Consider the following 13,443-nt stretch of genomic DNA (forward strand, 5'->3'; position numbering starts at 1 on the left):
AGCCTCCCATGATGAGCCGCCGATCTTCGGGTTAGACCCGCTCGATCAAGGCGGCAATGCCCTGTCCGACGCCGATGCACATGGTGGCGATCGCCCGCTTGGCGCCGAGCGTCTCGAGCGCGTTCACCGCGGTCAGCGCCAGCCGTGCACCCGACATGCCGAGCGGATGGCCGAGCGCGATCGCGCCGCCGAACGGGTTGACCAGGTCGCTGTCGTCGGCAAGCCCGAGCGTGCGCAGCACCGCGAGCGACTGGCTGGCAAAGGCCTCGTTCAGCTCGATATGGTCGATCGCGCCGAGTGCCAGCCCGGTGCGCGCGAGCAGCTTGGCCACCGCTGGCGCCGGGCCGATGCCCATCACCGACGGCTCGACACCGGCGGTGGCCATCGCCACGACCCTGGCGCGCGGGGTCAGCCCGTGCCGGCGGGCGGCATCCTCGCTGGCCAGGATCAGCGCCGCGGCGCCATCGTTCACGCCGGACGCATTGCCAGCGGTGACAGTCCCCCCTTCCTTGCGGAACGGCGTCTTCAGCCGGGCGAGGCCTTCGAGCGTGGTCTCCGGACGCGGATGCTCGTCCTCGGCGACCATGCGATCGTCCTTGCGGCCGGGGATCGTGACCGGTGTGATCTCGCGCGTGAAATACCCCGACTGCCGCGCCGCCAACGTGCGCTGCTGCGAGCTCAGGGCGAACGCATCCTGATCGGCGCGCGAGATACCATACCGGGCGGCGACGTTTTCGCCCGTCTCTGGCATGCTCTCGCTGCCATAGACGGCCTTGAGAGCCGGATTGACGAAGCGCCAGCCGATCGTGGTGTCCTGGAGCTCGGCCTGCCGTGAGAAGGCTTCATGAGCCTTGCCCATCACGAACGGCGCGCGGCTCATGCTCTCGACGCCGCCTGCCAGCACCAGTTCGCCCTCTCCGGTGCGGATCATGCGCGCGGCCGTGCCGACCGCATCGAGCCCTGAGCCGCAGAGCCGGTTGATCGTCGAGCCGGGAGTGCTCATCGGGTAACCGGCCAGCAATACCGCCATGCGGGCGACGTTGCGGTTGTCCTCTCCGGCCTGGTTGGCGCAGCCGAAATAGCAGTCATCGACCGCGTCCCAGTCGACCCCCGTATTGCGCTCACGCAGGGTTCTCAGCGGGTGTGCCGCGAGGTCGTCGGTGCGCACCTCGCGCAGGGCGCCGGCGTAGCGACCGATCGGGGTGCGGGTGAAATCGCAGATGAAAGCCTCAGGCATCGGCGTGCTCCTCGATGTGCAGCTTCGCCCCGGTGCGCGCCTGCAGCGCCTCCAGGCTAAGCCCAGGAACCCTGTCGCGCAGCACGAAGCCGCGTTCGGTGACGTCGATGACGGCGAGATTGGTGTAGATGCGCTGCACCGCACCCAGGGCGGTGAGCGGATAGGCGCAGTGCTCGACCAGCTTGGGCGCGCCCTCGCGCGTGGTGTGTTCGGTAATCACCCAGCTCCGCTTGGCGCCGAGGGCAAGGTCCATGGCACCCCCTACCGCGGGCGGCATGTTCGCATCCAAGGTCGCCCAGTTGGCGAGGTCGCCGTTCTGCGCCACCTCGAAGGCGCCGAGCACGCATAGGTCGAGATGGCCGCCGCGAATGATCGCGAAACTGTCGGCCTGATGAAAAAAGCTGCCGCCCTTGAGCAGGGTGACGTGCTGCTTGCCGGCATTGATCAGCCACGGATTGATCGCGTCCGGCGCCGGTGCCGGCCCCATGCCGAGAATGCCGTTCTCGGAATGCAGCATCACCTCGCGGCCCTCGGGGATGTAGTCGGCAACCAGGGTCGGAATGCCGATGCCGAGGTTGACGGTCGATCCGTCCGGAATGTCCTGGGCGAGACGGGCGGCCATCTGCTTGCGGCTCATCGGCGTGAATTCGGTCATGACGCAGCTCCTGCGATCCCGTCCGGCACATGCACGACCCGGTTGACGAAAATCCCTGGTGTTGCGATCGCCTCCGGATCGAGATCGCCCAACTCGGCCAGGTGACAGGTCTGCACGATGGTCAAGGCCGCCGCCGCCGCCATCACCGCGTTAAAGTTGCGACCGCTCTCGCGATAGACGCAGTTGCCCCAGCGGTCGCTGCGCCACGCCTCGATCAGCGCGACATCGGCGTGCAGCGCATATTCCAGCACATGCTGGCGGCCGCCGATCTCGCGGGTCTCCTTGCCTTCCGAAAGGCGCGTGCCGAAGCCGGTCGGCGTGTAGAAGGCGCCGATCCCGGCGCCGGCGGCCCGTATGCGCTCTGCGAGCGTCCCCTGCGGCACCACCTCAAGCTCGATCCTTCCTGCGCGGAATAGCTCCTCGAAGACCACCGAGCCGGCCGAGCGCGGATACGAGCAGATGATCCGCCGAACCCGGCCGGCCTCCATCAGCCTGGCCAGCCCCGTGCGCCCGCTGCCGGTGTTGTTGGCGATGATGGTCAGTGCCCGGGCACCCTGCTCGATCAGCGCCTCGATCAGCGCGTCCGGCTGTCCGACCGAGCCGAAGCCGCCGACCATCACCGTCGCCTCGTCGGCAATGCCAGCAAGCGCCGCGGCTAAGCTGCCAACCCTCTTATCGATCATCGCTCCCGCTCTCCGCTCCCGCCTGCGTTCAATCATTGCGCAGAGCAGCGGCCAAGGCCAGCCCCGCTCCGCCTCCTTAACGCCGGCTTAACCAGACGTCGCGATAGTGCTCCCGACCTTCCCAGCGGGCTGCAATGACGCCTCTTGCCTCCACGACATCCGATCGCAAACCTCGATGCCTTGCCCGGGATCGCCGTGCGGCGGCCGCGGTCGAGTTCGCCATCGTCGCCTTGCCCTGCTTCGGCCTGATCCTCGGCCTGATCGGCGTCAGCTACGACTTCTTCCTGCAGGAAGCGCTGGATTACTCGTTGCAGGAGGCGGTGCGTCAGGTGCAGCTCGGCCAGTTGCCGCCCGGCGAAAGCGCGGCCGACTTCACCGCCAAGGTGTTCTGCCCGATCTTTACAGGCTTCGCCGCCTGCAGCGACGTCATCATCACCGTCCAGCCGGTGAGCGACTTCCAGACTGACGCGGTGGTCACCCAGTCCGCCGCTGCGCAGGCGCAGTCGCAGCTCTTTTGCGTGGGCCAACCCGGAGAGCTGATGTTCGCGCGCGCCATTTATCTGGCGCCTCTGCTGAGTCAGATCTGGCCCTACGGAACCGCCGTCAGCGTCGGCGGCACGACCGGCAACGCGCTCGTCGCCGCCGCCGCGTTCGCCAACGAAAACCCAACGGGTGCTCCAATCCCCGCGGGTGCGGGATGCTGACCTGCCTGCGTGACCTGCTGCGCTGCGAACGCGGCCTCGCCGCACTTGAGTTCGCCCTGTTGCTGCCGCTGCTGCTGCTCTGCCTGGCCGGCGTGACCGACCTGTCGATGGCGGTCATCACCGGCCGCCGTCTGACCGTGGCGGCTCAGGATGTGGCCACGATCGCCTCGACCATGGCGGTGCAGGCAGGCAGCCTCGGCACCCTCACCGGCGAGCAGGCCTGGCAGGCCACCACCGCGCCATTCGCGCTGTTCCCGGCATGGCTGGCGCCACAGCCCGGTCCCTTCGCGATCACCCTTTCAGGGGTGAACTTCACCGCCGGCGGCGGCGGCTTCAGTGCGGCGACGCAGTGGAGCGTCGCCAACCCGACCGGCCAGATCGCGCTGCGGCCTTGCGGCAGTCTCGGCCCGGTTCCCGACGACAGCGCCATCACGCTGACCACCTTGCCGGCAAGCGTGTTCGGGCCGACGTCGCTGCTCGTCGCCGACGTCTCCACCGTCTTTACGCCGCTGTTCTCCGGCATCTTCCTGGGCAACATAACGATGAGCCGCTCCGCTTTCATCTCCCCACGGGTCAATAATGGCGTTGCCCTCAACGGCCCCGGACCGGCGCGCACCGAGCTGTGCCCGACATGAGCCGCCTGCTCGCCAGATTGCGTCATGACCGGCGCGGCAACGTGGCCATCCTGGTCGGTCTGCTGATCCTGCCGATCATCGGGCTGCTCGGGCTCGCCATCGACTTCGGCCAAGCCTCAATGGCGCGCGCAAAGCTCGACCTAGCCGCCGACTCCGCCGCCCTGCTCGCCACCACGGCGGCGTCCAACGCCTATCTCGCAGGTGCCGCCGACCCGATCGGCACCGCCCAGGCCGCCGCACAGGCGCGCTTCACCGGCCAGGCCGGCGCCCAGTCCGGCGTCACCATCGGCAACGTGGCGGTGACAGTCACCCAGTCGGGCCCGTTGTTCGCATCCAGCATCACCTATAGCGGTGCCATCGCCACCACCTTCGGCAGGATCTTCGGCGTCGACACTATCGCCCTCAACGGCCAGTCCTCGGCCAGCCTGTCGATCAGCCCATATAGGGACATCCAGGTGCTGATGGACGTCTCATCGTCGATGACCATCGCCGCGACGACCGCCGCCATCAATCAGATGGAGCAACTGACCAGCACCTATAAACCGCCCAAGCCGCTGGCCAATGTCACTCCCGGCGAAAAATGCGCCTTCGCCTGTCACTCGACCAGGCAGCCGATCGACTACTACGCGCTCGCACAGCGCAACGGCGTGCTGTTGCGTCTCGATGTGCTGCGCAGCGCCGTGGGCAACCTGATCACCAATATTGAAGGCCTGGACACGCAAAACACGATGCGGCTCGGGCTTTACACGTTCGCCGAGAACTTCAATCAGATCTTTCCGCTCAGCACCCAGATCTCTGCTGCGAGCGGCGCGCTGTCCCAGATCGCGCCGGACATCAACGATTGCAGCGCCAACTGCCCGGAGACCTATTTTGCCAACGCAATGGACAGCGTGGCCTCCCTGACCGGTATCTCGGGCAACGGTTCCTCGCAGGCGACGTCGCAGAAGTTCCTGTTCGTCGTCACCGACGGGCTCATCGACCAATACACCGGCGGCAACCGGGTGATCCGTGTCGTCAACGCCAGTGATTGCAGCGCGATCAAGGCAAACGGCGTGAACGTCCTGGTGCTCTACACGCCCTATTTGCCGCTCACCGACAACGCCTTCTACAACCAGTTTGTGGCGCCGATCCAGTCGCAGATCGAGCCAGGGCTGCAAACCTGCGCAAGCTCGCCCGGGCTGGTCTTCGAGGCGGATAGCGCATCGGACATCGATACGCAGTTGCAAAAGATGCTTGCCACCGTGATCCGGAACTCCGGTCACCTGACGCAGTAGCTGGCGTGCGACCAAGGCCTCAGCAAGCCGGCAACCGATCTCGCCAAGCCGTTGGTTCAGTTGCTGTCGCCGAGCTGCATGTAGCCGGCCATCGCAACCGACACCTGCTTGGCCGAGAGATCCCGGCGCAGCAATTGCTCGGCGTCATCACGATCGCCCGAGACGGCCAGCGCCAATGCCATGTCCTGGCGTATTTTGCTCGACGCACCCGGATCGCTCGCAAGCGGACGCAGGATTGCCACCGCGCGGTCGGGCTCGCCACCCAGCGCATAGGACAGGCCCAGATTGACCCGTGCCGCCTGCATTTCGGGTGCCGCCGCCAAGGCCATCTCGTAGGATTTCTGCGCCTGCGCGTGACGGCCCTGCAGATCAAGCGCGATCCCGAGGTCGGTCGCGGCGCGCGGGTCGCCAGGCGTGGTCTGCAGCACCTTGCGGAACAGGCTCTCCGCCTCCGCCGCGTGGCCGTCCGATACCAGCAGGCGGCCCAGCGCGAACTGCGCGGTCTCGGAGGTCGGCGAAATGGCGAGCGCGCGTCGGAAGCTCGCCTGCGCCGTCTGCGTGTCGCCCATCTCCTGCAACGCGCTGCCCTCGATCAGCAAGGCGCTGACGTTGCGGGGGTCGGTCGCGAGTTGCCGGCGGGCGATGGAGAGCGCCACGCTGGGAATGCCGCTCTTCAGCGCCGCCGAGCCGACCGTCAATCCTGGGCGCGCGCTCAGTCCGTCGGGATTTGCCGCACAGGCGGCGGGCAGCAACAGCAGGGCGAACAGCACGGAGCGCATTTTGCGACCCTTCCGAATTCAATGATGAAGTGAGGCGAGCACCTTGATGACCGCCGGGGCGCCCACGATCAGGAACACGGTCGGCAGGATGAAGATGATCATCGGCAGCGTCAGCAATACCGGCAGCCTTGCCGCCCGGCTCTCGAAACGGACCAGCATTTCGCCGCGCATCTCCGCCGACAACGTGCGCAGCGCATGCGACAGCGGCGTGCCGTAATGCATGCTCTGCACCAGCGTCCCGCCGAGACGCTTGAGGCTGTCCAGCCCGGTGCGTGTCCCGAGGTTCTGCATGGCGACGCGCCGGTCGGAGGTGTAGCGCAGTTCGTTGCTGGTCTGGCCCAGCTCGAACGCCACCGCCGGGTAGCCGCCCTCCATTTCCTGTGCCACCCGTTCGACAGCGGCCTCCAACCCGAGGCCGGCTTCGCTGCAGATCACCATCATGTCGAGCGCGTCCGGCACCTCGGCCTCAAGCCGCTTGAGATAGCGTGCCCGCGAGCTTCTGACCGCATAGTCCGGCAGCAACAGCCCGGCCACGGCGGTCATGGCGATCACGGCGTTGCGGGCGAGCGACGCGAATGCAAGGTGGTGCAGCCAGAGCCACGCGACCGCTGGCAGCACGGCCGCAAGCAGCAGCTTGGATCCCACGAACACGGCAAGCCCGTTCGAACCGCGCAGCCCAGCGGAGGTCAGGGTCTGCTGCAGTTGCTCCAACGTGCCGCTCGAGAGCAATCCGCTGCGCGCAACCCCCGCGCCCACGCCTGCCACCAGGCGCAGCAGGGTGCTTTCCGGTTTGCCGCGTGTCTGCTCTCGCACGATTGCGCGTTGGACGCTTAGGATACGCGCGGCCAGCCGCTCCTGGCGGCGCAGCACCACCAGCAGTCCGGCCGCGGAAAGTGTGGTGAACACGCACACCCCGCCGGCCGCGAGCAACAGGCCGTTCATGCGAGGCTCTTGCGGATCAGCGTGCGCATGGACAGCACGCCCAGGCACAACCAGACCACGGTGCATCCGAGCACCGCCTGTCCCTGCTTTTCGCGAAACAGCGGCATCAGATAGGCCGGATCGAGCACCATCAATGCGATACCCGAGAACACCGGCAGCACGGCGAGCACGGCAGCACTGGTGCGGGCCTCGGCGGCGAGCGCGAAACCGCGCGCCTTGAGGGCAACGCGCTTGCGGATCACATCCGCCAGGTTCTCCAATGTTTCGGTCAGGCCACCGCCGGTCTGGCTCTGCAGGCTGAGCGCGGTGGCGAAGAAGCGATATTCCGGCACGTGGGTGCGCTCGGCGAGGTCGCGCAGCGCATCCTCCAGCGACGTGCCGATCCCGACCTGGTCATAGAGCTTGCCGAACAGCGCGGCCGTCGGCTGCTCGGCGTCGCGCGATACCGCCCATAGTGCCTCAGTGACCGGGATGCCGACCCGGACTGCGCGCACGATCATCGCCAGCGCATCCGGGAACTGTCGGTAGATGGTATTGACCCGCTTGGCATCGGCTCCCTTGTAGATCTGGCGGATCATGATGAGTGCTGCCGTGGGCAGCAGCAGCCATGCGAACGCGCCCAACACCCCGTGCAGCAGCCATTGCGCGGCGTAGCCGGCGGCCAGCGCCAGGGGCAGGACGATCCAGAGCTTGAGCGGATAGGGATCGCTGCGAAGCGGATCCATGCCGAGCAGGCGTCGGATCGCTTCGCGCGCGGCGGGTGCGCGGAGCGCCTGCATGGCCCGTTGCCGGGTCGAGACCGGTGGCAGCACGAGGCGGTATTGGCTGATGAGCTGTTCCTGTCGGGTGCTGATCCGACGCGATTGGCGGTCCGCTGCGAGCAGCATCATGGCGGCGACCATGAGGCCGACCAACAGCATGCTGGCGGCCAGAAGCAGTCCGGCGTTGCTCACCGCTCGGCGGCCTCAAGGGTGCTGTTCCAGGCGCGGTCGAGCCCGAAATAGGTCAGCCGATCGGCAAACGACGGCCGGCCCCTGCCAACCCGGTAGGAACCGACGATGCGACCGGTATCGCTCTCACCTTCGACCTCGAAGGCGAAGATGTCATTAAGGATAACGATGTCGCCCTCGAGCCCGCAGACCTCCGTCACCTGCAGCGCCCGGCGGCCGCCATCGCGCTGGCGCGCGATCTGGACGATGATATCGACGGCGCTGACGATCTGCTGTCGTATTGAGCGCGAGGGCAGGCCGAAATTGCCCATCTGCACCATGTTCTCGATGCGGGTCAGCGCATCGCGGCTGGTATTGGCATGGATCGTCGACATCGAGCCGTCATGGCCGGTGTTCATCGCTTGGAGCATGTCAAAGGCTTCCGCGCCGCGCACCTCGCCGATGATGATGCGATCGGGACGCATGCGCAGCGCGTTACGCACGAGGTCGCGCTGGGTGACCTCGCCTCGGCCCTCCAGGCTGGCTGGACGGGTCTCCATGCGCACGACGTGGGGTTGCTGCAATTGCAATTCGGCGGCGTCCTCCACGGTTACGATCCGCTCGGTCGGGTCGATCATCTGACTGATCGCGTTCAGCAAGGTCGTCTTGCCGCTGCCGGTGCCGCCGCTGATCAGGATGTTCAGCCGGCAACGCCCGGCGATCTCCAGCACCCGGGCAACGTGCTGCGTCATTGCACCGAATTCAACGAGCTTGGAGAGATCGATCGCGCGCTTGGCGAATTTCCGGATCGAGATATAGGGGCCGTCGAGAGCCAGCGGCTGAAACACGATGTTGACGCGGCTGCCGTCCTTGAGCCGGGCATCGACCATCGGGCTGCTCTCGTCGACCCGGCGGCCGATTCCGGCTGCGATCCGCTGGCAGATGTTGGCGACGTGCGAGGCATCCCTGAAGCGGACGCCGGAGAGGAACACCTTGCCATTCTGCTCGACGAAGACGCGGTCCGGTCCGTTGACCATGATGTCGGCTACGGAATCGTCGTTCAGCAGCGGTTGCAGCGGACCCAGGCCGAGCATGTCGTTGACCAGGTCGCCGGCCAGTTCGCGCTGTTCGCGCAAATTGACCTGGATGCGTCGTTCGGTCGCGATCTCCGACAGCAGCCGTTCCACCTCGGCCAGCAGCCGGTCGGCCGGCATGCTGGCGACCAGCGACGGGTCGAGCTGATTGAGACAGAGGGTGCGAAGCTCGTTGTTCGGTGCGCTCGGCGGTGGCGGCGGTGGTGGCGCTTCAATCGTCGAAGTCAGCGGCGCCGGCGCGAATGCCTCGGCGACCTGGCGCCGTCCGAAGCCGGTCACCGGCGCCAACGCAGACGGAAGCGTCGCGGACGCGCGATCGCGGAGCCGAAGGCGACCTCCTGGGCGAGGGCGACGATGGACGTGCGAAAGGCACCGTGAGATTTCGTCGCCGGTTCGCCGAGCTGTTCGGCGAGGCCGACCTGACGCGGCAGGTCCGGGATGCAGACGTCGATCTTGACCTGCAGCGCGTCCTCGATGGCGGTGCGGGAGAGACCGCCGGGCATGCCGGCTCGGTTCAGCACCAGAACGGCGCGGCGCGCCTGCAGGCCGCCGGCCGGCAGTGCGAGCATACGCAACGTATCGCGTATGCAGCCCAGGGTCGGCAGCAGCACCAGCACACGCTGCTGCGTAAGGTCCAGCAGGTCGCGCGAGAGCGGCGCGTCGGCGAACGGCACGTCTGCCACGACAAAGTTGAAACGCCGCCGCAGGCTGGCGGCGAGCTTGGCGGCGGCGCCCTCGGCGTAGGCCGGATGGTCGGTGAGTTTCTCCTCGGCGGCGAGCAGATAGAGCCGTTCTCCGACCGGAACGGCAGCCCGGTCGATATAGACTTCGTCGATCCGGCTTGGGGCTTCGAGTGCAGCGCGCAAAGCGGAGCCGGTCTGTCCCTTGAGCAGCATCCCGGCACTGCCGGTATGCAGGTCGGCGTCGAGGATCAGGGTGTGGCGTCTGGCCGCTTCGGCGATTTCCCAGGCGAGATTGACCGCAACCGTGGTGGCGCCGGCGCCGCCGCGCACGCCGGTGACCGAGACCATGCGGCCGCCGAGTGCGGCGGTGGTCGCCTGGCGGGTGAACTGGCCGCCGAAATGCCGGGCTACCATTTCCGGCACCAGCGGCTTGTAGAGATATTCCGCGGCACCCAGCGTGCGTGTGACCTGCCGGTAGAAGGCCATGTCCTCGCGGTCGCCGACCACCATCACCACCACGTCGGGCTCGACCACTTGGCTGAGATCACCCAGCAAGGCCAGCGGCTGCTTCTCGCCGGTGATGTCGATGATCAGGGCCTTCGGCGTCACCATTTTGCTCAGGGCGGCGATCGCGTCTTTCATGTCGCCGCGACGGATGTCCAGACCTTGCGGCACCGCCTCGGCCAGACCCTGTCGAAGCACCGCCTCGCTCTCGCCGTCGTTGACAAAGGCGAGCAGGGATATCCGGTCCGCGCGGTGCGACGGGCCTGACAGGCGGCCGGCGGCGAGGCTGTCTCCGTCCATCAGTTCGAACCCGCGGGTGAGGAAGAGGTATTGTTGTTGATCGAGATCGGCGCGATCTGGGCGATCGCGGAATCCGGCAGCTCCTTGGCCTTGCCGGCGCGGTAGCGCGCGACGGCGCGCGCCGCGACTGCACCGTCGGCGCGGGTGTTAGCCTCGCCGTGATACAGATCCTCGGGATTGGCCACCATGACGCGCAGGTTGGCGTCGTTGGCGCCGACCGGCTGCCAGGTGCCTGCCCGGTGGGTCGGGTCGACGGCAGCACATCCGACGATGCCGACCAGGAGCGGGCCAAGCCAGAGGGTCAGTGTCAGGAAGCGCTTCATTGCACGATGAACCCTGCATCGCCCGGCACTGTCGGAGGGTCCGCTTGACCCACGTCCTTGCCGAGTGCGGCCTGTCGCAGCAGCAGAATGCGTTCGATGTCGTTGGGCGGACGCCAGCCTTTGTCGGGTTCGGTGAAGGCGGCGGGACTGGTCGCCGGCCGGACCAGATAGGGGGTGACCAGGATCACCAGCTCGGTCTGGTTGCGCTGGAAGTTGTCGGATCGGAACAGCGCGCCAAGGATCGGCAGGTCCCCGATGAAGGGCACGTTGTTGCCGGTCATCGACAGGGAGTCTTGCAGCAATCCGGCGATGGCGAAGCTCTGGCCGCTGCCCAGCTCGACGGTCGTCTCGGCGCGCCGGACCTGCAATGCGGGGATTTGGATGGTGTTGGTGCCGCTCTGCAACTGGATTGCGCCCTGGGTCGTGAGTTGGCTGACCTCCGGCCGGACATGCAGGTTGATCCGTCCATCATCGAGCACAGTCGGCACGAAGGCGAGGCTGACGCCGTATTGTTTGAATTCGATTGAGATGGTGTCGCCGAACTGCGCCACCGGGATCGGGAATTCGCCGCCGACCAGGAAGCTGGCCGACTCGCCGCTCATCGCGGTGATGTTGGGCTCAGCCAGCACATGCACGAGCTGATCCTGGGCGAGCGCGTCGACCAGCGTGTTGACGTCGACGGGGCGGCTGGCGGTGTTGAAATTGTTGCTTCCAGTTAGCGTCGAGGTCGCGGCGTTCAGCAACGGCAGGGCGCTGGCGAAGTTGAGCGTACCGAACTTGGCGCCGAGATTGGCCATCGCCTGCCAGTTCACACCGAGGTCTCGGGTGAGAGAGCGCGACATCTCCAGTACGCGCACACGCAGGTTCACCTGGACCGAGTGGCGCACGGTCATGCGGTCGTCGAGTGTCTCGTCCTTGCCCAGGTTCGACCCTGCGGCGGCCGAGGCGCGTTCTGCCTGGATCGGCGTGTCCACTTCGCCGTTGAGCACGATGCCGTGGCCGGCCGGCATGGCCGTCACCTGGGCACCCGGCATGGCGGTCGCGAGTTGCGAGACGGTGGCCGAGGCGGCGTAGCCGCTGGGAACCACGGTGACGTCCATCTGTTCGATCGCCCGCCCGGCGTGGGTCATGGCGGCGACCGTGCTGCGCCCGGGGGCCACGCCGAACAGGAACAGGCTGGTGGCACTGGCCGGCCGCACCTCGACGATCTTCGGGTCGGCGGCGAACACGCTGGCGGCCGGTGCTGGAAGGTTGACGATACGGCCGATGCCCGCCTGAAGCGTAATGGCCTGTCGCGGCGCCGCAGGTGGGTGTGCTGCCGCGCACAGCAGCAGGGCGGCCGCGGTGCAGGCCAAGCGGGTCGGCTTCAAAACCGGAACTCCTTGCCGTCGGCCGTGCCGTTATAGAGATGCAGCACGGCGCCTTTTCGCGGCGCGGGTCTGGCGCGGTCGAGGGCCGGGGAAACGTCGCCGGCCCAGACGGTGCGCACCGGAACCGGGCGCGCGCTCGCGAGCGTCTGCTCGGCCGCGCGAACGGCGAGCGACAGGCGTCCGAGCCGGGTGGCGACAGCAATGCGCCGTGCCTGGTCGGGTGTCACCTCGAGAGTCACGGTGCGTTGCAGCCCGGCCGCCGGCTCCGCGGGTGCGACGCCGCGCGCCAGCAACTCGTCGATGGCGATGACTCGCACATCGGACAAGACCGTTTCGGCCGCAACATGGTGGTTTTCGGGCAGGCCGGGCGTTTGCAATTCCTGGGTCAGGACCAGGTCGACATGGTCACCGGGCCAGATCAGCCCGGCATTGCCGCTGACCGCATCGACGCCCACGCTGGCGGCGCATTCGCCCGGCTCAAGCACCGCGGCGAGGAAGCCGTGATCGCCGGGCCGCAACACGTCGACGGCGAGCAGCGGCGCGTTCGTCTCGAGGCTGCGCCTGATCATCGCGCCGATGAGGCTTGAACGGTTGGCACCCGTGTCGTCCTGGCCGCCCGCGGGGACGCTGGTGACGGCGACGGTTCGCAGATCCCCGGGTTTGAGCAGGGTGCCGGCGCGCAGCGGCGTGGCCGCGGCAAGGATCATATGCTGGACCGGCGGCGGTGGTGCTGCACGGGTGATCTGGAGCTTTGCCGGCTGCCGGGTGGAGAGAAAGGCGACCGTCCCGAAACCGCCGAGGCCGAGTGCCAGCATCGCGAACACCATGAAGCGGAGCAGCATGGCCTTATTTTCCAATCATGGCAGCACAGGCGCCGAACGCGATGGCGGTGGCGTAAGGCAATGGTCCGTGCCGTTGCAGCCGCCGCCGCTCGATCCGCACGATCCGCTGCAGCAGGCTTGCCGAAGGGGCGCGCGGGCCGGGCGGTGCAACGAGGCGTCCGAGCACGAGATAAAAGAGTGCGAGAACGCCGCCCGACAGGCAGGTCGCCAGTACGAAGCCGCAGGCGGAAGCCGGGGGCGCGAGCAGGGTCCCGGCGCCGAGCAGCTTCACGTCCGCCCCCCCAAGCCAGCCGCGACGCCAGCAGATTGCCGCGAGAAAAAAAACGATGGCGGCGGCGAGCAGCCCGGTTGCGAGATTGCCGCTTAAAGCGCGCAGTGCAGCGCCGGACGCGGCAATGGCGAGTGGAATGAAGTTGGGCACGATACGCAGTGCCCAATCATAGAGGCAGGACAGCAGCAAGAATGCCGCACCCACGACCATTATCGCGT

The 13,443-nt window shown here is 67.3% G+C and carries 15 protein-coding genes; 3 read left to right on the forward strand and 12 right to left on the reverse strand.

Annotation, left to right across the window (positions count from 1 at the left end):
- Positions 1–31: 31 nt before the first annotated feature.
- The 3 genes from pcaF to ACQY4K_RS11925 are packed head-to-tail and all read right to left on the reverse strand — an operon-like array spanning position 32 to position 2,575.
- Complete coding sequence (pcaF, locus tag ACQY4K_RS11915; RefSeq protein ID WP_428390424.1) at positions 32–1,237, reverse strand: 3-oxoadipyl-CoA thiolase; 1,206 nt, start codon at positions 1,235–1,237, stop codon at positions 32–34.
- On the reverse strand, positions 1,230–1,892 hold the full coding sequence (locus ACQY4K_RS11920) for a 3-oxoacid CoA-transferase subunit B (protein WP_428390425.1): 663 nt from the start codon (positions 1,890–1,892) through the stop codon (positions 1,230–1,232). Before ACQY4K_RS11920 ends, pcaF begins: the two co-directional genes overlap by 8 nt.
- Positions 1,889–2,575: a 3-oxoacid CoA-transferase subunit A gene (locus tag ACQY4K_RS11925; RefSeq protein ID WP_428390426.1), complete on the reverse strand. Its 687-nt coding sequence runs from the start codon at positions 2,573–2,575 to the stop codon at positions 1,889–1,891. Before ACQY4K_RS11925 ends, ACQY4K_RS11920 begins: the two co-directional genes overlap by 4 nt.
- A 134-nt stretch (positions 2,576–2,709) precedes the next feature.
- On the opposite strand from ACQY4K_RS11925, the gene ACQY4K_RS11930 reads away from it, so the two are divergent.
- From ACQY4K_RS11930 to ACQY4K_RS11940, 3 genes are read left to right on the forward strand one after another with little or no spacing between them, the layout of a single operon-like run.
- A complete protein-coding gene (locus ACQY4K_RS11930) occupies positions 2,710–3,279 on the forward strand; it encodes a TadE/TadG family type IV pilus assembly protein (RefSeq protein WP_428390427.1) in 570 nt (189 codons plus the stop codon).
- Entirely contained in the window at positions 3,273–3,914 is a 642-nt protein-coding gene (locus tag ACQY4K_RS11935; RefSeq protein WP_428390428.1) for a TadE/TadG family type IV pilus assembly protein, read from the forward strand. Before ACQY4K_RS11930 ends, ACQY4K_RS11935 begins: the two co-directional genes overlap by 7 nt.
- Positions 3,911–5,188 (forward strand): vWA domain-containing protein, encoded by a 1,278-nt coding sequence (locus ACQY4K_RS11940; RefSeq protein ID WP_428390429.1) that lies wholly within the window; start codon positions 3,911–3,913, stop codon positions 5,186–5,188. Before ACQY4K_RS11935 ends, ACQY4K_RS11940 begins: the two co-directional genes overlap by 4 nt.
- 56 nt (positions 5,189–5,244) lie before the next feature.
- Here ACQY4K_RS11940 and ACQY4K_RS11945 read toward each other — a convergent pair whose 3' ends face one another.
- Genes ACQY4K_RS11945 through ACQY4K_RS11985 form a run of 9 tightly spaced genes read right to left on the reverse strand, consistent with a single transcriptional unit; the run spans position 5,245 to position 13,429 of the window.
- Positions 5,245–5,967, reverse strand: coding sequence for a tetratricopeptide repeat protein (locus ACQY4K_RS11945; protein WP_428390430.1), 723 nt, complete (start codon positions 5,965–5,967; stop codon positions 5,245–5,247).
- 18 nt (positions 5,968–5,985) lie between these two features.
- Positions 5,986–6,909 (reverse strand): type II secretion system F family protein, encoded by a 924-nt coding sequence (locus ACQY4K_RS11950; protein ID WP_428390431.1) that lies wholly within the window; start codon positions 6,907–6,909, stop codon positions 5,986–5,988.
- Positions 6,906–7,862: a type II secretion system F family protein gene (locus ACQY4K_RS11955; protein WP_428390432.1), complete on the reverse strand. Its 957-nt coding sequence runs from the start codon at positions 7,860–7,862 to the stop codon at positions 6,906–6,908. The genes ACQY4K_RS11950 and ACQY4K_RS11955 overlap by 4 nt, the downstream gene beginning before the upstream one ends.
- Positions 7,859–9,211, reverse strand: coding sequence for a CpaF family protein (locus tag ACQY4K_RS11960; RefSeq protein WP_428390433.1), 1,353 nt, complete (start codon positions 9,209–9,211; stop codon positions 7,859–7,861). The genes ACQY4K_RS11955 and ACQY4K_RS11960 overlap by 4 nt, the downstream gene beginning before the upstream one ends.
- Positions 9,208–10,419 carry an AAA family ATPase gene (locus ACQY4K_RS11965; RefSeq protein ID WP_428390434.1) on the reverse strand — a complete coding sequence of 404 codons (1,212 nt, stop codon included), beginning with the start codon at positions 10,417–10,419 and terminating at the stop codon, positions 9,208–9,210. Before ACQY4K_RS11965 ends, ACQY4K_RS11960 begins: the two co-directional genes overlap by 4 nt.
- A complete protein-coding gene (locus ACQY4K_RS11970; protein ID WP_428390435.1) occupies positions 10,419–10,742 on the reverse strand; it encodes a hypothetical protein in 324 nt (107 codons plus the stop codon). Before ACQY4K_RS11970 ends, ACQY4K_RS11965 begins: the two co-directional genes overlap by 1 nt.
- Complete coding sequence (locus tag ACQY4K_RS11975) at positions 10,739–12,112, reverse strand: type II and III secretion system protein family protein (protein WP_428390436.1); 1,374 nt, start codon at positions 12,110–12,112, stop codon at positions 10,739–10,741. The genes ACQY4K_RS11970 and ACQY4K_RS11975 overlap by 4 nt, the downstream gene beginning before the upstream one ends.
- A complete protein-coding gene (cpaB, locus tag ACQY4K_RS11980; RefSeq protein ID WP_428390437.1) occupies positions 12,109–12,954 on the reverse strand; it encodes a Flp pilus assembly protein CpaB in 846 nt (281 codons plus the stop codon). The genes ACQY4K_RS11975 and cpaB overlap by 4 nt, the downstream gene beginning before the upstream one ends.
- A gap of 4 nt (positions 12,955–12,958) precedes the next feature.
- A complete protein-coding gene (locus ACQY4K_RS11985) occupies positions 12,959–13,429 on the reverse strand; it encodes an A24 family peptidase (protein ID WP_428390438.1) in 471 nt (156 codons plus the stop codon).
- Positions 13,430–13,443: the final 14 nt, after the last annotated feature.

Source organism: Lichenicoccus sp., assembly GCF_965276875.1.
In the GTDB taxonomy this organism is placed as follows: domain Bacteria; phylum Pseudomonadota; class Alphaproteobacteria; order Acetobacterales; family Acetobacteraceae; genus Lichenicoccus.

What these genes read in the sequence shown, in the direction of transcription:
- pcaF (WP_428390424.1), bottom strand. Translation starts at nt 1,237, where the DNA reads ATGCCTGAGGCTTTCATCTGCGATTTCACCCGCACCCCGATCGGTCGC.
- ACQY4K_RS11920 (WP_428390425.1), bottom strand. Translation starts at nt 1,892, where the DNA reads ATGACCGAATTCACGCCGATGAGCCGCAAGCAGATGGCCGCCCGTCTC.
- ACQY4K_RS11925 (WP_428390426.1), bottom strand. Translation starts at nt 2,575, where the DNA reads ATGATCGATAAGAGGGTTGGCAGCTTAGCCGCGGCGCTTGCTGGCATT.
- ACQY4K_RS11930 (WP_428390427.1), top strand. Translation starts at nt 2,710, where the DNA reads ATGACGCCTCTTGCCTCCACGACATCCGATCGCAAACCTCGATGCCTT.
- ACQY4K_RS11935 (WP_428390428.1), top strand. Translation starts at nt 3,273, where the DNA reads ATGCTGACCTGCCTGCGTGACCTGCTGCGCTGCGAACGCGGCCTCGCC.
- ACQY4K_RS11940 (WP_428390429.1), top strand. Translation starts at nt 3,911, where the DNA reads ATGAGCCGCCTGCTCGCCAGATTGCGTCATGACCGGCGCGGCAACGTG.
- ACQY4K_RS11945 (WP_428390430.1), bottom strand. Translation starts at nt 5,967, where the DNA reads ATGCGCTCCGTGCTGTTCGCCCTGCTGTTGCTGCCCGCCGCCTGTGCG.
- ACQY4K_RS11950 (WP_428390431.1), bottom strand. Translation starts at nt 6,909, where the DNA reads ATGAACGGCCTGTTGCTCGCGGCCGGCGGGGTGTGCGTGTTCACCACA.
- ACQY4K_RS11965 (WP_428390434.1), bottom strand. Translation starts at nt 10,419, where the DNA reads ATGGACGGAGACAGCCTCGCCGCCGGCCGCCTGTCAGGCCCGTCGCAC.
- ACQY4K_RS11970 (WP_428390435.1), bottom strand. Translation starts at nt 10,742, where the DNA reads ATGAAGCGCTTCCTGACACTGACCCTCTGGCTTGGCCCGCTCCTGGTC.
- cpaB (WP_428390437.1), bottom strand. Translation starts at nt 12,954, where the DNA reads ATGCTGCTCCGCTTCATGGTGTTCGCGATGCTGGCACTCGGCCTCGGC.